The sequence below is a fragment of the Streptomyces sp. WM6386 genome (genome assembly GCF_000972385.1).
In the GTDB taxonomy this organism is placed as follows: Bacteria; Actinomycetota; Actinomycetes; order Streptomycetales; family Streptomycetaceae; genus Streptomyces.
In genome coordinates, this window is the sequence record NZ_JXTE01000025.1 from 23,212 (window position 1) to 41,252 (window position 18,041).

The 18,041-nt window shown below is 69.3% G+C and carries 18 protein-coding genes and 1 pseudogene; 7 read left to right on the top strand and 12 right to left on the bottom strand.

Annotated features, from left to right (window positions below):
• The first annotated feature begins 7 nt into the window (after nucleotides 1-7).
• Nucleotides 8-541, top strand: coding sequence for a DoxX family protein (locus tag TN53_RS17585; RefSeq protein ID WP_046259468.1), 534 nt, complete (start codon nucleotides 8-10; stop codon nucleotides 539-541).
• A gap of 211 nt (nucleotides 542-752) precedes the next feature.
• Here TN53_RS17585 and TN53_RS17590 read toward each other — a convergent pair whose 3' ends face one another.
• The 5 genes from TN53_RS17590 to TN53_RS17610 form a co-directional block, all read right to left on the bottom strand.
• Nucleotides 753-2,135 carry a dienelactone hydrolase family protein gene (locus TN53_RS17590; RefSeq protein WP_046259469.1) on the bottom strand — a complete coding sequence of 461 codons (1,383 nt, stop codon included), beginning with the start codon at nucleotides 2,133-2,135 and terminating at the stop codon, nucleotides 753-755.
• Nucleotides 2,132-2,560 carry a VOC family protein gene (locus TN53_RS17595; RefSeq protein ID WP_046259470.1) on the bottom strand — a complete coding sequence of 143 codons (429 nt, stop codon included), beginning with the start codon at nucleotides 2,558-2,560 and terminating at the stop codon, nucleotides 2,132-2,134. The genes TN53_RS17590 and TN53_RS17595 overlap by 4 nt, the downstream gene beginning before the upstream one ends.
• Before the next feature lie 304 nt (nucleotides 2,561-2,864).
• Nucleotides 2,865-4,229, bottom strand: a complete 1,365-nt coding sequence (locus TN53_RS17600) for an amidohydrolase family protein (protein ID WP_234441613.1) — start codon at nucleotides 4,227-4,229, stop codon at nucleotides 2,865-2,867.
• Between the two features lie 119 nt (nucleotides 4,230-4,348).
• On the bottom strand, nucleotides 4,349-5,854 hold the full coding sequence (locus TN53_RS17605; RefSeq protein WP_159038142.1) for a CoA transferase: 1,506 nt from the start codon (nucleotides 5,852-5,854) through the stop codon (nucleotides 4,349-4,351).
• 10 nt (nucleotides 5,855-5,864) lie between these two features.
• The gene (locus TN53_RS17610) at nucleotides 5,865-6,911 is read right to left on the bottom strand and encodes an enoyl-CoA hydratase/isomerase family protein (protein WP_234441614.1); all 1,047 of its coding nucleotides are present in this window, start codon (nucleotides 6,909-6,911) and stop codon (nucleotides 5,865-5,867) included.
• 117 nt (nucleotides 6,912-7,028) lie between these two features.
• On the opposite strand from TN53_RS17610, the gene TN53_RS17615 reads away from it, so the two are divergent.
• The gene (locus tag TN53_RS17615) at nucleotides 7,029-8,075 is read left to right on the top strand and encodes a hypothetical protein (protein ID WP_063776257.1); all 1,047 of its coding nucleotides are present in this window, start codon (nucleotides 7,029-7,031) and stop codon (nucleotides 8,073-8,075) included.
• Nucleotides 8,076-8,116: 41 nt separating this feature from the next.
• A complete protein-coding gene (locus TN53_RS44100; protein ID WP_159038143.1) occupies nucleotides 8,117-8,803 on the top strand; it encodes a TetR/AcrR family transcriptional regulator in 687 nt (228 codons plus the stop codon).
• Between the two features lie 81 nt (nucleotides 8,804-8,884).
• Here TN53_RS44100 and TN53_RS17625 read toward each other — a convergent pair whose 3' ends face one another.
• From TN53_RS17625 to TN53_RS17635, 3 genes are all read right to left on the bottom strand, one after another.
• The gene (locus TN53_RS17625) at nucleotides 8,885-9,427 is read right to left on the bottom strand and encodes an aromatic-ring-hydroxylating dioxygenase subunit beta (protein WP_046259471.1); all 543 of its coding nucleotides are present in this window, start codon (nucleotides 9,425-9,427) and stop codon (nucleotides 8,885-8,887) included.
• 13 nt (nucleotides 9,428-9,440) lie between these two features.
• The gene (locus TN53_RS17630) at nucleotides 9,441-10,859 is read right to left on the bottom strand and encodes an aromatic ring-hydroxylating oxygenase subunit alpha (RefSeq protein WP_199924595.1); all 1,419 of its coding nucleotides are present in this window, start codon (nucleotides 10,857-10,859) and stop codon (nucleotides 9,441-9,443) included.
• A 137-nt stretch (nucleotides 10,860-10,996) separates the two neighbouring features.
• Complete coding sequence (locus TN53_RS17635; RefSeq protein WP_046259472.1) at nucleotides 10,997-11,194, bottom strand: ferredoxin; 198 nt, start codon at nucleotides 11,192-11,194, stop codon at nucleotides 10,997-10,999.
• 88 nt (nucleotides 11,195-11,282) lie between these two features.
• On the opposite strand from TN53_RS17635, the gene TN53_RS17640 reads away from it, so the two are divergent.
• Complete coding sequence (locus TN53_RS17640) at nucleotides 11,283-12,551, top strand: MFS transporter (protein WP_159038144.1); 1,269 nt, start codon at nucleotides 11,283-11,285, stop codon at nucleotides 12,549-12,551.
• 136 nt (nucleotides 12,552-12,687) lie between these two features.
• On the opposite strand, the gene TN53_RS49550 is transcribed toward TN53_RS17640, so the two are convergent.
• Nucleotides 12,688-12,786: a zinc-binding dehydrogenase gene (locus TN53_RS49550; protein WP_159038145.1), complete on the bottom strand. Its 99-nt coding sequence runs from the start codon at nucleotides 12,784-12,786 to the stop codon at nucleotides 12,688-12,690.
• A gap of 285 nt (nucleotides 12,787-13,071) precedes the next feature.
• Here TN53_RS49550 and TN53_RS17645 point away from each other — a divergent pair, with 285 nt between their 5' ends.
• The 3 genes and pseudogenes from TN53_RS17645 to TN53_RS49555 form a co-directional block, all read left to right on the top strand.
• Nucleotides 13,072-13,500: an HIT family protein gene (locus tag TN53_RS17645; RefSeq protein WP_159038146.1), complete on the top strand. Its 429-nt coding sequence runs from the start codon at nucleotides 13,072-13,074 to the stop codon at nucleotides 13,498-13,500.
• Nucleotides 13,501-13,551: 51 nt separating this feature from the next.
• Nucleotides 13,552-14,064 (top strand): VOC family protein, encoded by a 513-nt coding sequence (locus tag TN53_RS17650; RefSeq protein WP_046259474.1) that lies wholly within the window; start codon nucleotides 13,552-13,554, stop codon nucleotides 14,062-14,064.
• Nucleotides 14,065-14,124: 60 nt separating this feature from the next.
• Nucleotides 14,125-14,427: pseudogene (locus tag TN53_RS49555) on the top strand (SDR family NAD(P)-dependent oxidoreductase); the annotation flags it as partial.
• A 312-nt stretch (nucleotides 14,428-14,739) separates the two neighbouring features.
• Here TN53_RS49555 and TN53_RS17655 read toward each other — a convergent pair.
• From TN53_RS17655 to TN53_RS17665, 3 genes are all read right to left on the bottom strand, one after another.
• A complete protein-coding gene (locus tag TN53_RS17655) occupies nucleotides 14,740-15,714 on the bottom strand; it encodes an NAD-dependent epimerase/dehydratase family protein (protein ID WP_046259475.1) in 975 nt (324 codons plus the stop codon).
• An 81-nt stretch (nucleotides 15,715-15,795) separates the two neighbouring features.
• Nucleotides 15,796-16,569: a crotonase/enoyl-CoA hydratase family protein gene (locus TN53_RS17660; RefSeq protein ID WP_267886543.1), complete on the bottom strand. Its 774-nt coding sequence runs from the start codon at nucleotides 16,567-16,569 to the stop codon at nucleotides 15,796-15,798.
• On the bottom strand, nucleotides 16,566-18,020 hold the full coding sequence (locus TN53_RS17665) for an aldehyde dehydrogenase family protein (protein ID WP_046259476.1): 1,455 nt from the start codon (nucleotides 18,018-18,020) through the stop codon (nucleotides 16,566-16,568). Before TN53_RS17665 ends, TN53_RS17660 begins: the two co-directional genes overlap by 4 nt.
• Nucleotides 18,021-18,041: the final 21 nt, after the last annotated feature.

Genomic DNA, 18,041 nt, shown 5'->3' on the forward strand with positions numbered 1-18,041 from the left:
CCCACCTATGTCGACATCCGAGCACCGTGCAGAACGGGACACCGCCGCCCTGCTGCTCCGTGCCACTTTGGGACCGATGCTCTTCGCCCACGGCTGGAACAAGGTCCGTGGCCCCGGTGGACTCAAAGGCACCACCGGTTGGTTCGAGACCCTCGGACTGCGCCCGGCCGCTCTGCACGCCCGACTTGCTGCCGGGACGGAGATGGCAGCGGGCATCACCATGACCCTGGGCATCGCCGGCCCCCTGCCGGCAGCGGCCGCCGTCGGCCTGATGACCACGGCCGCCCGCACCGACCACCGGGGCAAGGGCTTCTTCGTCTTCGAAGGCGGCTGGGAGTACGTCGGTGTCGTCGGCGGCGCCGCCACAGCCCTGGCCGCCCTGGGGAACGGCAGGTACTCGGTGGACGCCCTGGTGCGTCGTCAGTGGTCCGGCACCGGGGCGGCGGCGCTCGCCGCCGGCCTCGGCGTGGGCGGCGGCTTGGCTCTGTTGCGGGCGTGCTACCGGCCGGGCGATGACCCGCAAGACGCCCCGGAGGGCTGACCGGTCCAGGGCCCCGACGCGGCATCAGCGAGGTGGTGGCTACGAATCATCGCGCCCTCCAGGCAGCAGCAGGTCCGCGGCCAGCAGTCCTGAGACCCGTGACCCACCATCTCGTCCGGGCCATGGCCCAATGACTGGTGGGTCCCGAGGACCAGGTGGTAATCACCTGGACAGCCGCGGTGACAGGCACGCCTCCCTCAGTCCTCAGTCCTCAGTCCTCAGTCCTCACCCGCCCGAGCCGACCGGTCGCGAAGGCCACCGCCTCAGTCCAGGCCTGTTCGTACGCCGCCGCGTCGTGGCGGCCAGGGATCGGAGCGCCGAAGGAGTGGTCGCAGCCGGGTGCGATGTGGATCGCGTGCTCGATCCCCCACCGCGCAAAGCGACTCCGGACCAACTCCAGCCGGTCCGGGGGCATCAGCGGGTCCTTCTCCCCGTAGACCAGGAACACCGGGCAGTCGAGATTCCACAGCAGGTCGACGGGGTGCGCGGGACGCGCGTCGGTCAGCTCGTCGAAGACGGGCTGACTCGGGTAGAAGAGTATGGCCGCCGCGACGTCGCGGCGGAGGCAGGCGGTGAGCCAGGCCAACGTGCCGCCGGTGCAGTAGCCCCATACGCCGATCCGGGCCGGGTCGACGGCGGGGTCGGTCTTCAGGTGGTCCAACGCGGCCATGAGGTCGTACGCGGCCCGGCGGAAGTCCAGCCCGCCCACGTACTGCATGATCTCGGCGATGTCGGTGTAGTCCTCGGGGTTGGCCGGGCCTTCGCCGCGGTAGTAGTCGGGGACTGCGACGACGAAGCCGAGCGCGGCGAGTTCGGCGGCCGTGTCATGGATGAAGCGATTCACGCCGGTCGCCTCCGCACCCATGACCAATGCTGGCAGTGGCCCCGCGGGCATCGGCTCGGGCCGATAGATCCAGGCATGCACCTCCCCGTCACCCACCGGCAGCGACACCGTCGCGACCTGCACCCCTTGAACCCCCGGAACCCCCTGGGCCCCTCGCTGTGTCCCGTCGGTGTCCGCCACGCCGTCGGAGCCAGGCAGGCCAGGCACGCCCGCGTGGTGGTCCTCCAGCGGGACGACCAGGCTGGCAGCAACCCGGGCCACGCAGCAGTACCAGGCGATGGTCATGACGATTTCGACCGCCTGGCGGTCGTCGACCAGGTCAGCCACCGGGGCCCAGGTCGTTTCCGCCACGGTGGCTTCCTGGGTCAGTTCGTCGGTCAGGGCGAGCACGGCGCGTTCCAGCGGGGAGTACAGGTCGCTGTCCGGCCACTCCCCGAGCGCACTGATCTTGTCCTCGCCAATGCCCGCCCGCCGCGCCTGACGCCAGTGGCTGCGCCACACGTATTCGCAGCGCGTCAGCTGCGCCACCCGCAGGATCGCGAGTTCGCACAGGCCCCGGTCGGCGGCCGCGTCCGCGCGCAGGCTCCAGCCGAGGCCGATCCAACCGTCCAGGATCGCGGGCGAGTTGGCGAGGGCCTGGTACATGGCCGGGATCATGGCCACGGAGCCCTCGACCTTCGCGTAGAGCGCGGCCAGGCGTTCGTCGCCGTCGGCGGTGGACCGCAGGCGGACGCGTTCACCGCTGGTCATGCACGGCTCCGGGTGCGCTTGTCGCAGCGGCAGGTGCCGGTCTGGTGCAGTTCGATCATATTGCCGCTGCTGTCGTACACGAATAGTTGCTGCCGCTCGGCACGCCCCACTCTCCAGTACGACACGTCCAGGCGCTCCAGTTCCTTCTTCGCCGCCGCGATGTCGGGCACGCCGAAGGCGACATGCGGGGTGAAGGGGTCCTGGTCGGGACGGCGCGCATAGCTGGAGACGCCCTCGACGCCGAAGAGGTGGATCTGCGTGCCGTTGGCGGCGTCCATCCAGAACAGCGGCACGTCCGGGATGTCGCGGGCCTCCGGATCGGGTTCGAGGCCGAGTACGTCACGGTAGAAGCCCAGTGTTTCGTCCGCCGCGTCGGGGCGCATACGGACCGCGTGATGGTGCAGTTCCAGACCAGTCAGCGCCATCGGATCACCTCTCGGGGTCGCACTCATGTCCGTCTTCAGCAGGGCGTGTTCAGCCTATGTAGCCTGAACAGAATAATCAATATTAGGCTCAACTGTTCAATGGCTCGAAGAGGAGCACCCTGCGGAGACGAACATCGTCGTCGCTCCCCGGGCAGCGACGAATACACCCCGCGGGTGCCCCTGCGGGCAAGAGGTTCACCTCGTCACCCGCCGCCGTCCCCGCGTCCGCGGCGCTGCCTGTGCATCGTCCCGCGCTCCGAAAACTGATCCACAAGACGCCCCGGAGGGCTGACCGGTCCAGGTACTACGCGTGGACGATCCGCCCCTCGCAGACAGTCATCCGCACCAAATCCGCCGACGGCTCTTCGAGCGCGACCGCACGCGGCGCATGCAAGAGGCAGAGGTCCGCCGGCTCACCGCGGGCGACCGATCGCGGGGCGTCGCCGGGCCGCAGAGGAGAGGAGAGCATGCCGGCGAGTGCCGTCGAGACGGACACGCTCTCGTTCGGCCCGAGCGGCGCTCCGTCCGGGGCCTGCCGGTCGCGGGCGGAGCGCAGCACGGCCCACGGATCCGGGGAGCCGAACGGTGCGTCACTGGACGAGACGGTCCGCACTCCGGCGTCGAGCAGCGAGGCGTAGGGATAGAGGTAGGGCAGGTCGCCGGGGTCGGCGTCACGCCGGTATGCGTCACCACGTTCCGCGACGAAGCCCGGTTGGGTGACAACCCGCAGGCCGAGCGCGGCCATCTGCGCGGCGAGCGCCGGGGGCGCGACGGCAGCGTGCTCGATCCGGTCACCCGGCACGACTCCCGCCTCCCGCAGCGCCGTCACCGTGACGACGAGACCTTCGAGCGTCACGCAGTGCACCGCGACAGGCCGGGGCACCACCGGGCCGGTGACCCGCGCCGTGCGGATCCGGGTCAGCAGGTCGTCGTACGGCCAGGGCGCGTGGTCGGGGGGCAGAAGCTTGCGTGGTCCCAGTCGTACGCGGTCGGTCGGCAAGCCGGGTGGGAGCGAGTCGACGCCGAGCAGAAGCAGGCGCTGCGCGAGCCGTCCGTCCCTGACGGCCGACAGCAGCAGACGCAGGGTGCCGGGAGTCATGTCCGGCGTGGCATCCGTGACCCCGGTGATGCCGTACGCCGCCAGCCGCCGTCCCACCCGGGCGAGGTCCGGTTCCGGATCAACGGCCCCGACGGCGTCGAGTCGCCCGCGCAGCCAGCCGTCGAGCCGCCAGAGCCGGCCGGTGGAGCGCCCGGCACGGTCCCGTTCAATGCCGGGCGGGGCGTCGATGCTGTCGGAGTCGAGCCCGAGCATGGCTGCGGCCGCGCTGTTGACGGTCCACAGCGCCCCACTCCGGTGCTGGACCCGGACCGGGCGTTCGCCGGTCATCGCGTCCAACCGATGGCGGTCGAGGAGTCCCGCCACCGACTCGTGATAGCCGACACCTCGTACCCATGCGCCGGGTGGAAGTGCCGCGGCCCGGTTCCGCAGCGCCGTCCCGAGCGTGGCCGCGTCAGGTACGCCGGGAGGTCCGCACGCGACGGACGTCTCGGCCGCCGCCAAAGCCGTCAGGTGGAGATGGTGATCGTGCAGACCGGGCAACAGGGCACCGCCGTGGGCATCCACCACCTCCTCGCCCCGACGCGGCATCAGCGCGTTGCCGACGGCCACGACTCGGCCGTCGGCGACTCGGACGTCAGCATGGTGACCGGGGCCAACCTCTGCATTCCGCAACAGCATCGGCACCGCGGACTGCACGGGCGGTTCCTCACGTGACGTGCGCGCGCCCACTACGACGGCTTGTTCGACGAGCCGGCCGACGACGCCGCTGCAGACACCGCCCGCGATCCATCACCTGTTCGGCCCGGTTTCAGCCCCAGACTCTCGATCACCGACTGGCGGTGTTCCCCGTGCGCCGCCGCCCGTCCCGAGGGAACGCGCGCGACCGGGGGCAGTACGGCGAGGCCGACAGGCGCAGGACCGCCGCCGAAGGGAAGGGCCACCGCGGCGGCGGCCGATTCGCGCATGGCGACGTCCACCAGCCGGCCACCGCCCGCGCCGATGCAGGCGAGCGCCGCGACCGCCGCGTGGACACCGGCGAGCGGATCGGCGATCGCGTCCCCGCAGGGCAGTACGCCGAACTCGTCGCGGGCGACGAGCCCCGCGGCGACCGCGACATCGTCACCGAAGCCGACTCGACCGGACCATGGGCCGGTGCGTCCGTACGCGGTGATGCTCACCCAGGTCAGGCCGGGCGTCCGGGCGAGGATCGCATAGGGATCGATGCCGAGTTGGGCCATGGCTCGGGGCCGCGAGCCTTCGATGACGACCTGCGCACGGTGCAACAGGGCCCGCAGCAGGCCGAGGTCGTCGGGGTCCGCGAAGTCGAGGGCGATGGCCTCATGGCCCTCGTGCAGAAGGTCGTAGAACGCCCGGGGCCCGCGACGGGCACCGTCCGGCCTGCTGGTGCTCTCCACCTTCACCACTCGGGCCCCGGTCAGCCCAAGAAGGTGGGCGCAGAGCGGGCCGGCCCACAACGCGGACAGATCGACGACCAGGGGACGTTCACGCCCACTCGGTGCCAGGGCCTCGCCCGCCGGATTCAGCAGGAAGGGACGGACTCGGCCGTGCTGGGCGCGGGCCACGAGCTGAGCATCCATCGTGCCGGGCGTTCCCAGCACGGCGACGGGGAGGCCGAGCAGTTGTCCGCGCTCCGCGCACACGGCGGCAGGCCTGCCCGCCGCCCAGACCGTGAGCGCATCCCAATGGGCCTGCTCCGCCACGTGGCGCTCCGTCAACGCCGGTACGAGGTCGAGGTCGTCCTGCCGCGCCAGGTTCACCCCGATCCAGCCGCCGTCGAGCGCGCGCAGCAGCCGGAAGGTTCCGCCCGGTGCGTACGGTCCGCGCCGGGTGAACCCCGCTGTCGCCGCCCGCTCCCCCAGCAGTCGGGAATCGGGGAGTACGGGGCTGCGGCCCATCCGGGCGGCAAGGGAGTGGATGGCCAGCAGACCGCCGCGCACGGCTGTTGCGGGACCGCCGGGAACAGGCAACGGGGGACCGTCCGTGCGACCCGTCAGGGCCATGGCGCCGCTCGACGCCCAGTCGTCGAGTGGGTGTGCCGCACCGTCGCCCGGATCGATCAGGAGATCCGCCTGCGCTCGCTGCGCGGGGCGTGCGCCGAGGCAGCGGAGCAGCCATGCGGCGTAGCGCGCGCCGGGGTCAGCGCCTCGCGCCGCCACACGCAGCCCCGAGAGCGGACCGCGGTCGGCGACGGAATCGGCAGCTGTATCTCCCACTTTCCGCCTTTCAGGCATCTGCCGTCACCGCGTCCACGAGCCCCCAGCAGTGCGCCCGAGCGGCGTCGATCCGTTCCCCGGTGAGCGCCATCCACGCGGTACGCCAGCGGCCGATACGCCGGGGCAGACTGACCGTGCCACCGGCGCCAGGCACAAGACCGAGGGACAACTCGGGCAGGGCGAAGTATGCGCCGGGCGCCGCCACCATCCGGCCCGCGAACGCCGGCACCTCCACTCCTGCGCCCATGCAGGCGCCTCGCACATGAACCTGCACACGGCCGGCGCAACGATGCACCGCGTACCCGGCACTGCGGGCCAGGCGGACCGCGTGGGCAGTGGCCGGATCGGCAGCCGTGCCGAACTCGTCCAGGTCGCCGCCACTGCAGAAGTCCGAGCCCGTGCCACGCAGGTGCACGACGGCTACGCCGGGATCCGCGGCCACCGCCAACGCGTCGATCAGTTGGTCCCGCATCTCGCGGCCCAGGGCGTTGCGCCGCGCCGGCCGGTTGAGGGTCACGCACAGCCGGTCCCCCGTGCGTTCCAGCAGCACGGCGTCCGCGGTCGCGGGCGGGACAGGCCGGGCCGGATGCGCGCGCCGCCAGGCAGCGAACTCCGGTCCGGCCAACAGCATCGAGAACGCCAGCGATTCGGCGACGAGCGCATCCGGCACCGGGAGCAGCGGTGTCAGCCGAAGAAGTCCAGCCAGCGTCAGTGCTGCCCTGGGGGCGCCGTGCAAGGCTTCGGTCAGCTGGTCCAGCGCCGCATCCACATCGTCCACCCTGATGTGGGAACGTCCGGGTTGAGGAACCGTACTGAGGGTCAACGTGAGAGCGTCGAGCAGTGTCCCGGCGGCGGGCGATACGCGACGCCGAGCGACGCCCACGAGCACGCGGTGGGCCTGACCCAGCCGTACGGCGGCCTCCTGCGGGCTGCCCACGGCGTCCAGATCCACCACGGTCAGCACATCGCCCGCCGTGAGGTGCTCGGTCGCCGTCGGGACCAGCAAGTGCTCGGCTCGGGCCGCTTCGGCCGCCGTCACCACCGGAATGTCGGACACAGGCCGTTCCCTTCTCCCGCTGCCCCGCACGGGGCCCGCCATTGACCTGCCCAGACCATGACTCTAGTGTTCAGGATGAACATATATCGTTCAAGTCGTTCAATCGCGGGAGGTCGCGTGTTCCAGTTCCTGCTCACAGCCGATTTCATGGTTCCGGACGCGGACGCCACGGCGGCTCTCCTCGTGAAGACCCTCGGCATCAAGGAGCACCCCCGCTGGCGCCAGGCGTTCCCCGACCATCCATACGTCGCCCACTTCCTGCGCGTACACAAGTCTCTCGCCGTGGCGCCCACCCGGATCGAACCGCAGGGCCACCTGGACAAGCCGAACCATGGCGATCCCCACTTCCCCGCCTTCCTCAAGAGCCTGGAGACCTTCCAAGGCGAGCACCGACCCATCAAGACGCACTCCCTGGTGCTCATCACCGACCGCCTCGACGACCTGGTGCAGCGATTGACGCGCCGCCGCCTGCCGTTCCGTATCGCGCCCATGACACCCGAGATGCCCTGGGTACGGCTGTGGGTGGGCGTGACACCCGAGAACCCCCACTACGAACCCTCGGTCGACGGTGGACTCTGCGTCGAAGTGCTGCCGGTCGATCCGCTGCAGATGCCGGCGGAGACCTTCACCGCTCCACCGCCGGAGCCGCGCGACCCCGCCCCCGGCGAGTTGGTCCGGGTGACGGCGCGCGGCGTTCTGGTACGGGATCTGGACGACACGCTGCGCAAGCTGTCCACCAACCTGGACTGGGAGCCCGCAGGGCCGGTCGAGCACCTGCGTGAGGAAGGCTACCGGCGGGCGAGGATGGCCTTCACCCTGCCGCACAGCGCTTCGGTCGATGTGCTCGAACCCACCGTCTGGGACGGCGAGGCCGGAGCCTACCTGCACAGTTGGGGGCCAGGCCCGTACTACACCAGGATCTCGGTGCACGACCTGGAGGCCAAGGCCGCGGACCTGGAGTCCAGGGGGACGCCCTTCACCTGGGTGCGGGAGTCCGAATCGGTCGGCGGAGCATCGCTGATCAAGGTCGACCCGAGGGCACTCGACGGCGCGCTCTTCGAATTCCACGAGCATCACGCCGCCCCGCTTCCGGCCACGCCCGAAGGGGACTCTGACGACCGAGCAGTGACTGAAGGGGCATCTCATGTACAATCCGTTCAGTAGAGTCTCATAGGGCTGGCCATACATCGGACGGGGGCACCGACGTGTCCACAACACGCAGTACGGAACCCCGCCGCGTCGCCTCTCCCGGAGAGAGCGGCACGGTTGAGCGGATCCTCGACGGAGCACTCAAAGCAGCCGCCCGTCGTGGACTGCAAAAGCTCTCGATGAGCGACATCGGCGACAGCGCGAACGTCTCCCGGGGCACTCTGTACCGCTACTTCGCCTCCAAGGACGACGTCATCGCCGCGCTGCCCGACCATCTCCTCGTGCGCTGGGAGCAGCATCTGCGCCGGGCAGTCGCCCAACAGCCGCGCCCTGAGGACCGGGTGCGGGTGGTCATGGAGGCGATGACCGGCTACGCGGCGGCGTCCCCCGAGCTCCTGCGGATGATCCAGCTGGAACCGGAGTTCGGCCTGGACTTCCTGGAACGGAAGCTTCCGGACAGTGTGCGCATCGTCGCCGACGTGCTGGAGCCGGTGATCGATGACGCGGCCGTCGTCCACGCCCGCGTCATCACCGGTCCCGAACTCGCCGAGATCCTGCTGCGCATCGCGATGTCCGGCTTCCTCGTACCCGGTACGCGGACCCGGCAACTGCCCAAACGGGTGGCCAATTTCTGGGAGTTCCTGAACCTGGGAGTCGGCGCCGGGGCCGAGGAGGACGACCGCGCCGAGCGTATGGCCGCCGTCGCACACCTCTCTCGCGACCAGCGTCGACGCCGCGCCTGAAGTCCACGGCGACGTCTGACTGTGCACCCCTGAAGCGCCGGGCGGACCGAGAGTCGGTCCGCCCGGCGCTTCAGGCGCAAGTCAGAGGAAGATCGCAAGATTCGGCGTACTCAGCAACGTCTCGTTGAGCAGAACCGTCCTGCGAGCGAGACGCCACCCTTGCTCCGTTCGCCGCATCAGATCCTGACGCTCCGCAGCGATCAAGTCCGGGGCGGAGTCGTTGAATCGATGACGGACCACCAGCAGATTGTGGTCACATTCGAACTCGTCGGCCGAGTCGGTCCGGTTGACCAGAAGATTTGTCACCATCCGCCGGCATCGCGAAGGCGGGTCCTCGGCCCAGGCGCTGCTGGTACCGATCAGCCGGTAGACCCGGCCCGTGAGCGATGCACGGTCCTCGAAGAAGTGGTAGTTGCCGCCGGAGAAGCCTGCCCCGTCGGCACGCTGGAGGGTCTGCCGGACCGGGGCGCGGTAGTCCAGATCCTCGGTGAGCAGCTCCAGCCATTCATGGAAGCGTCCCTGGTCGAGCAGGGCCGCCTCCTCGTAGAGGAATTGCGTGAGCTCGTTGTGGACCGGGTCCCCGACCGGGACCCGGACAGTGGCAGTCGTAGCCGTTGTCGTCATGGAGTACGCCTTCCTACCAGGGGTTGTCCGTCATGAACTGCAGCCAGCGCAGCCACCAGTTCCACTGGCCGTCGTCCTTCGAGAAGCCGTCGTAGACGTAGCCGCTGCCCGGCCAGTCGTCGGGCTCGTTGACTCCCAGCAGGGCCTGGTACTTCATCGTCTGGCGCCGCCCCATGGCCCCGTACGAGGACCGGTGCATGGACGGCCACGCCTCGGCGTCGTCCTGCTCGACGGTGCCGCTGCTGCCCACGGCGCGCACCGAGGCCTTGAGCATCTTCTCCTTGACCTCGTCGGGGGCGTCGCGCTCCACGAGCACCCAGTTGACGAACTCGAACTCGTCGGGCCCCTTGGGCATGAAGGTGTGCCAGGTCATGGTCGAGCCCATGGTCCCGTCGGGCGAGGGCTGCCAGATGGACACCAGACCCGTATTGGGGAACAGGCCGCCGACCTGGGGCGCGGTCTCGGCGAGAACGCGCATCTCGTCCTTGTCGAAACGGCGGGGAAGGTGCTCCACCAGCTCGGGAGTCAGCCCGGGAGGGGGAAGGGCGCGCAGCCGTTCCATCGTACTGAGCCCCGACACGTCCTTGCCCAGCAGCATGCTGAAGGTCGTCTCGGCCGGGATGCAGCGCAGCGAGTGCCCCTGCGGCACGCTCACGTCGACTCCGTACATGGCCGGAGCCATCTCAACGACGGCATCTCCGGTGGTCTCGGAGCCGATCACACCCAGCTCGAACAGCGAACGATGCAGGGTGAGTGTGTGGTAGCCGTCGGCGTTGAACTGCTCTCCCGCACACTTCCAGTTGGCCTTGACGGTGAAGCGCTGGGGAGGACCGAGAGCTTCGAGGCCGCTCTCGGTACGGTCGTACATCAGGTCCAGGTACCACTTGTAGTCGCCGAACCAGTCGTCCAGCGAGGGCGCGGCCGGGTCGAAGGTGGCGAAGACCATGCCACCGAAGCGCTCCACGCGAGCCTCGGGGAGGCCGAGTTCGGAGCGGTCGCGTACATCGCCCCACATCTGCTCCTTCTTCACCGGGGAGCCGAGAAAGCGGCCGTCCTGGCCGTAGACCCAGCCGTGGTAGACGCAGCGGAACTGGTTGCTGTTGCCCGCGTCGACCCGGCAGACCTGCATGCCGCGGTGCTGGCAGATGTTGAGCAGGACCTTGACGTCCCCGGACCGGGTGCGCGTGATGATGACCGGATCAGCGGCAAGGGTCCTGGTGACGAAGTCACCCGGCCGCGGTACCTCGCTCTCGTGCGCCACCGGGATCCACGCTTTCCGGAAGAGGCGTTCGAGTTCCAGCCGGAAGATCTCCGGATCGGAGAGTACGCGCATCGACACCTCGCGTTTCTCCACGTCGACGAGGTCCGCGAGGGACGTCCCGTCCGAGAGAACCGGCACCGTGCCACGGGGCATCCCGACTTCCGCCACCATGCTGAGCTCCCATCCTGACTGTCGTACACGACGACTCGGACAGTACGCTTAACGCTTATTGTGTTCAATATGTTTCACACAAGGAGCCTGAAAGGATGGGCGCCCGGAACGGCCGCTCCGGCAAGGAGGCGGCCCGGTCACGCCCCCTCATGCACGACGAGCGCCCCTTCGGGGCATATCGCCGCACCTTCCCGCGCCCCGCCCTCCAAATCGGACGGGACCTCAGGGTTCGGCACCACCACGAAGCCGTCATCGTCGATCCTGTAGACCTCGGGACACACCTCGTTGCACAGGGTGTAGCCACAGCACTTCCCCTTCAGCACCTCGACCCGCATCTCGCCTCCATATGACACGCCGACAGCGAGGGTAAGGTACTGATTGAGCTAACTATGGTCAATGTGTTCCATCGGCACAGGAGCCTGGATGAACATGCCGTCCCGCCGTAGAACGTCGGCCCTCGAGTCGACGGCGCAGTCCCCCGGCGCTCCCCCGGGGCCCAAGACACCATTGGGCCGACCGCTCGTCCTGCTCATGGCCGTCAGCGCGGGGATGGCCATCGCGGGCAACTACTACGCCCAGCCCCTGCTGCCCATGATCAGCCGCGAGTTCCACGTATCCAACGGCACGGCAGCCCTGGTCATGACCCTCGGCCAACTCGGCTACACGTGCGGTCTGCTGTTCATCCTGCCCCTGGCCGATCTGCTGGAACGTCGCAGACTCGTGGTGATCATGTCACTCACCGTCGCCGTCACTCAGGCCGCCTTCGGCTCGGCGACCTCGGCGGCCGTCCTGCTACCCGTAGCGCTGCTCGTCGGTACAGCGAGCGTGCTTGCCCAGCTGATCGTGCTCACCGCGACCGCGCTGGCGGACGACGCGGAGCGGGGCCGCGTCCTGGGCGCCGTGAGCGCCGGGCTCACCCTTGGCATCCTGCTGGCCCGCACCGTGTCCGGCGGGGTCGGGGACACCGGCGGCTGGCGCCTGACGTACTGGCTGGCCGCCGCGCTCATGCTCGTTCAGGCCGGCGTGCTCGCGCGGGTACTGCCGCGCTCCCAGGAACTGGGCCGACGACTGCGCTACCCGGACCTGCTCCGGTCCCTTCCCGCCCTGTTGCGGGACGAACCCGTGCTGCGGCTGCGCATCGGATACGGGACGGCGATGTTCGCCTCCTTCAACCTCATGTGGACCGCGATCGTCTTCCTTCTCGCCGAGCCGCCCTACGGCTACGGGGCCGGCACCATCGGCCTGTTCGGCCTCGCCGGCGCGATCGGCGCGATGGCGTCGTCCACGACGGGACGGCTCGCCGACCGCGGGCTGTCCGTCCCCGGGACCGGTGTGGCCTCCTTGCTGCTGCTCGCCGCCTGGCTGCCGCTGTCGCTCGGTGGCCACTCACTCGCGGCGTTGATCGCGGGGGTGGTCATCCTCGACCTGGGCCTGCACATGATGAGTGTGCTCAACATGAGTGAGATCCTGAAACTGCGGCCCGAAGCCCGCAGCCGTATGCAGGCCGCCTATCTCATCTGCTACTTCGTGGCCGGGGCGGCGGGATCCGCCCTGTCGGCTCTGTTGTGGACGCATTTCGGCTGGAACGCCATATCTGCGGCCGGGGCGGCGTGCGGCACGCTCGGGCTCCTGCTCTGGCTTGCCACCTTCCGCTCGCCACGGCTGCGCGCTGTCGGTCCCTCCGTCGGCTGAAAGCCCGGACGAAATGGGGGACAGCCCTGACCGTCGCCTGCTCGACTTGATCGACTCGACTCCCACCGTCATCGACCAGGGACTTCACTGGTCGATCTGGAGACGCGCTCATCAGGCGGAAGCACGACGGCGGCGCCTAAACGAGGCGGATGACGCGCTTGCCGCGGGCATGGCCGGTTTCGGTGGCTCGGTGGGCGTCCTGGATTTCGTCCAGGGGATACACGCGCTCGATCACCGGGCTCAGTGGCTTTGTTCACGAGTAGTGCCGCCGGTTGTTCACGGGTTTGGGAGGCACCCAGATCCACGGTCGGGTGATGTTCACGAGTTTTGACCGCACTGGGGCACTTGCCAAGACAGCACAGCGGCCACCGAAACACCCTCTCTAGTGCTGAACAGATTGACAATTATTCGTCTCATATGTTCTGCTCGAAGATGCATCGACCACTCCAGACCGGTGTCGGCGGCGGACGATGCGCCACCACCTGCACGTGGTCGCGAGCCCACGAACCCGGAGGTCTCAGTGACAGAGGACGGCTGCCATGTGTGCGCGCTCGGCGCGAGTGCGACAGACGCCCAGATCATCTACAAGGACAGGGCCTGGACGGCGGCCAGCCCCGTTCCCGTTCCGGGATGGATCATGCTCTTCTCCAACCGCCACAACGAAGGCGTCTGGGAACTCGGCGTGGACGAGGCAGCGCAGTTCGGTCGATTGACCGTTCTCCTCACCGGCGCCCTGAAAGAGGTGTGTGACGCCGACCGGGTCTACGTGATGTACGCCGGTGAGACCTCCCTGCACTTCCACGCCATGCTGATGGCCCGCGGTGCGGACATCCCGGACGAGTGGCGGGGCCCAGCCCTCATCAACCAGCATTCCGAACTTCTCGATCCCGACCGGGCCAACGATGTTCTCGCGTCCCTGCGCAAGAAACTCGATGTGATGTCGTCCTGAGAACCACCGGTCGTTCCGACTTCCCTGAGCCGCCTGAAACGGAGTTGCGACATGCCCGAACCGACCTATCACCACGTGGGTGTCCTGGTGACCGACATGGACAAGGCCATTGCCTGGTTCGAGGAAATGGAGGGCATCTCTTTCCACCCGCCGCACCGCATGACAACGGTGGGACGTGTCGACCCCAACGAGTACGGCGACGACGAACCCCATCAGGGAACGTCCTACCTCGCGTGGTCGAAACAGGGCCCGCCCTATTACGAACTCGCGGAGGCCAAGGGAACCGGCCTGCACTCCATCGAGCGTCACGGCACCGGACTCCACCATGTGGGCCTCTTCGTACCCGATGTCGACGCGGTCATCGCCAAGCTCGCGGCGCAGGGCGTCGGGCTCGAAGGCAAGGTCGTGGGCCCGGGCGGCATCACCATGGTCTGCTGGGCCTCCCCCACCCCCGCCACAGGCGTGATCATCGAGTACATCGACGAGCGCCTCCGCGCCGGTATCCAGGGATGGATAGACACCGGTATTCCACCGGCCGTTCCCGGGACCGCCGCGGGTGAGTGAAAACCAACCTCGCGTTCACGAACGGGTGCCGACTCGGCCGGCACAGCCGGTCCCTTCGGAATCCGTCGTGTCGTAGACCATGCCGTGGAACGGTTCGGACGGCTCGACGTGCTGGTCAACAACGGTGTGGCCACTGACCTCGTGGCGCCGGGCGGCGTCGACACCCGGGTCGGCGACCTGGACACGAGCCGGTGGGACGCGATCATCCGGGGGTGTGCCACGACCGTGATGTGGTCGTGGCGCGCGGCGCTGCCTCACTTTGTCGCCGCCGGGGCTGGAGCCATCGTGAATGTGCCCTCCGCCGCGGCGTCGCGGGGCATACCCGGGGCGGCCGCATACCAATCGGCGAGAGCAGCCGTCGAGGCGCTCACACGGCGCGGGCTGTGGGGGCACGGGCGAACGGCGGCCCAGGCGATGGCTGACGGGGTCCGCCGGCCGCACCTTCTGTCACAACACCGGACGGAGGTCTCCGCCACCGACGGGAGCCGCTTGCCGCGCTGCCGAGTTCGACCTTCTTTCCGGCGAAGTCAGACAACCTGGGCTCGACCGCCACCGGGCACCTCGCCCCCACACCGTGCGGCCCTTGCCCGGCCTGACCGGTGGTGTGGCGGCTTCCGGCGGTCGTGGACGCGCGGTTCGCACCGGGCACGTCGGAGCTGGGCCACCCGGGCCTGCTCAGTGCTGGCCCCAGATGTTCGTCGCCGTCTTCCGGGGAGTCGGCGTGAGGGTGCCTCCGAAGGCATCGGGGTAGTGGGCTTCGATGGCCCGTCGCATGCCTTCCTCCCAGCCGACCCGGCAGTCCCCGATCAGCGACCGCCGCCTGGTGTTGTCGGAGGCGAACGACTGGCGGGACCCGGCGCCCGGGACGAAGTCGACCTTCAGCTCAGCCCACCGGGCGAGCACAGTGCAGTACTCACGCAGCGAGAGGGCATCGTCGCCGGCCAGGTTGACGATGGTCGGTCTCGTCGAGGCCACATCCCAGAGGCGGGGCAGGAACATGGTCACGTCATCGGTACTGATGGGCGAGGACCAGATGTCGGATCCGTCCTCCGGAAGCCAGATGGGTTCGCCCGCGAGGATGCGGCCGAAGAACTCGATGGGCACACCACCCCACCCGCTGGGGCCGTAGCAGACGTTGAGGCGGGCAATGGTGGTACGCAGGCCGAGAACGCGGGCGAACGCGCGGACGGCCGCCTCAGCAGCCAGCTTCCCGATCGGATAGGTCGGCGCGTACGGGGCGTGACCGCCGAGCGGATCACTCTCCACGATCAGGTGGTCCACGGTCGGCGGCTGCTTGTAGACGGCGAACGCCGAGACGAAGACGAATGCCTCGGCCGTACGGCAATGGTGCATCAGCATTCCCGCGGCCACCGCGTTGACCTGGGCCGCGGTGTCCGAGTCGGGCTGTCCCCGGTACGGCGCGGCGTGGACGACGTGGGTGAAGTCCGACGGCAATCCGTCGGTGTCGTCGGCGCCCATGGCCCAGGGGACGGTCCTGATTCCGAGAGACTCCAGATGCCGTCTGACCGCCGGGTCACTGAAGCGCGCCGCGCACCAGACCTCGTTGTCCTGCGCCAGCGCCTCTGCCGCCGGCCGGAACGCCTGGCCGGTCGCTCCGGTGAAGAGAATCTTCCTGTCCGTCAGCGTCACTGTTTCGCCCTCCGGTCCGGTCGATGCCGGCCCTCAGCAGCAGTACCGGTCTGCAAGCCCGCGTGGTTGCGCCTGGCGTTCCTACTCCCGCTGCCATACCGGGGCCCGCTTCTTTGAGAAGGCCACCGCCCCTTCGCGGGCGTCCGCCGAATTCCGGACCGGGTCCACAATGGCCGCCTGCCGGTCGAACGCCTCGCTGGACGGCCAGTCCTGCGACTCGACCACGACGCGTTTGGAAGCGGCGACCGCCAGCGGTCCGTTGGCGGCGATGCGCTCGGCCAGGTGACGTGCCTCCGCCAGCGCGCCGCCGGGCGGCGTCAGTCGGGTGATGAGGCCGAGGCGTTCCGCAGCCTCGGCTCCGAGCCGCTCACCGGTCAGGATGAGCTCCATCGCACGGTGGTAGGGGATGCGGCGAGGCAGCCGAAGCAGGCCACCGCCCGAGGCACACTGGCCCAGCCGTACCTCGGGCAGTCCGAAGACCGCGTCCTGGGCCGCCACCACGAGGTCGCAGGCCAGGACGATCTCGAAGCCGCCGCCCATGGCGGCACCCTCGACCGCAGCGATCACCGGGGTGCGCGGCGGCTGCCGGACGATCCCGGCGAAGCCGCGCTCGCTGCGCGGCAACTTGCCGCCGGCGGCGAAGGCTTTCAGATCCATCCCGGCGCTGAACGTTCCGTTGCTGCCGGTGATGACGGCGACGGAGAGGGACGGGGTGGCGTCGAGTTCGTCGAAGGCTGCCGAGAGGGCCTGCGCTGTGTCGTAGTCGATGGCGTTCCGCACGGCGGGACGGTCGATGGTGATGACCATGACGCCGTTCTCGCGCTCGACGGCGACCTGTTCCTGGGCCACGGTCACCGCACGCCCCACAGCACGGCCTTGGTCTCCAGGTACTCCTCGAGCCCCGCTTCGCCGAACTCGCGCCCGATGCCACTGCGCTTGTAGCCGCCGAACGGACCGTGTGGATTGGTACCGCCGCCACCTCCGTTGAGCACGAGCATGCCGGTACGCACCTGCTGGGCCACGGCAAAGGCCCGCTTCGGGTCGGCTGCCCAGATAGCGCCGGAGAGTCCGAAGTCGGAGTCGTTGGCGACGGCCACGGCCTCGGTGTCGTCGTCGAACGGGATGACCACACCTACCGGGCCGAAGATCTCCTCCTGGGCGATGCGCATGGAGTTGCGTACGTCCGCGAAGAGCGTGGGTTCGTGGAAGAAGCCCGCGTCGAGGCCGACGGGCCGCCCGCCTCCGTGCACCAGCCGTGCTCCCTCCTCCTGTCCGATCCGCACATAGCGCTCGACCCGCTCGCGCTGTGCCTCGCGGATGAGCGGGCCCATGTCGGTGGCAGGGTCGTCGGGGTCGCCGACCTTGAGCCCGGCCAGCGCACCCGAAAGGCGCTCGACGGTCTCGTCGTAGCGGCTGCGGTGCACCAGCACCCTGGTCAGACAGGCGCAGCCCTGGCCGCTGTGGCGGGTGAAACCGAGTGCGGCGTGCGGTATGGCGCGGTCCAGGTCCGCGTCGTCGAGAAGGATGTTGGCCGACTTGCCGCCCAGTTCCAGCACGACCTTCTTGATGCCGGGAGCGGCCTGCGCCATGATCTTGGCGCCCACGGCGTCCGAACCGGTGAAGGTGACGACGTCGACCCCGGCGTGCGTGGTGAGACGCTCCCCGGCCGCGATGTCCCCGCTCACGACATTGAGCACACCCGCCGGTATCTCCGCCTGTTCGGCGACCTCGGCGATCAACAGGGCCGCGAGGGGGGTGTACGGCGAGGGCTTGAGCACGATCGTGCAGCCCGCGGCCAGCACGGGCGCGACCTTGCTCATGTTGGTGAAGAACGGGTAGTTGAACGGCGTGATGGCCGCGACCACCCCGGCGGCCTCGCGAAGCACCACGCCCTGGCCGATGCCGGCGCCGAAAGTGGGCGGCATGGGGCGGCTGAACGGGAAGGTGGCCAGCACCCGATCCGCCATGTCCTTCAAGTGGTCCAGCCCGGACTGCACTTGAAGAGTCTGCGCGAGTTTACGGGGCGCTCCGGCCTCAGCGATGGTGAGATCCACGATCTCGGACCGCCGGGCGGCCAGCAGGTCGGAGAACCTGCGGAGAACTGCTGCCCGCTCCGCGGGGGTGGTCCGCCCCCAGGGCCCTTCGTCGAACGCGCGCCGGGCCGCCAGCACGGCGTCGTCGATGTCCGCGACCGTCGCCTGCGGTACCTTGGCGAGTTCTTCCCCGGTCGCCGGGTTGATCACGGCGAGCGCCGTGTCACCCGAGCCTTCGGACCACTTGCCGTCGATGTACAGGCGACGTTCCACGGCTCGTTCTCTCTCTTTCCG

Coding starts and splice junctions, on each gene's coding strand:
- TN53_RS17585 (WP_046259468.1), top strand. CDS start 8: ATGTCGACATCCGAGCACCGTGCAGAACGGGACACCGCCGCCCTGCTG.
- TN53_RS17590 (WP_046259469.1), bottom strand. CDS start 2,135: ATGACCAGCGGTGAACGCGTCCGCCTGCGGTCCACCGCCGACGGCGAC.
- TN53_RS17595 (WP_046259470.1), bottom strand. CDS start 2,560: ATGGCGCTGACTGGTCTGGAACTGCACCATCACGCGGTCCGTATGCGC.
- TN53_RS17625 (WP_046259471.1), bottom strand. CDS start 9,427: ATGACGACAACGGCTACGACTGCCACTGTCCGGGTCCCGGTCGGGGAC.
- TN53_RS17630 (WP_199924595.1), bottom strand. CDS start 10,859: ATGGTGGCGGAAGTCGGGATGCCCCGTGGCACGGTGCCGGTTCTCTCG.
- TN53_RS17635 (WP_046259472.1), bottom strand. CDS start 11,194: ATGCGGGTCGAGGTGCTGAAGGGGAAGTGCTGTGGCTACACCCTGTGC.
- TN53_RS17640 (WP_159038144.1), top strand. CDS start 11,283: ATGAACATGCCGTCCCGCCGTAGAACGTCGGCCCTCGAGTCGACGGCG.
- TN53_RS17650 (WP_046259474.1), top strand. CDS start 13,552: ATGCCCGAACCGACCTATCACCACGTGGGTGTCCTGGTGACCGACATG.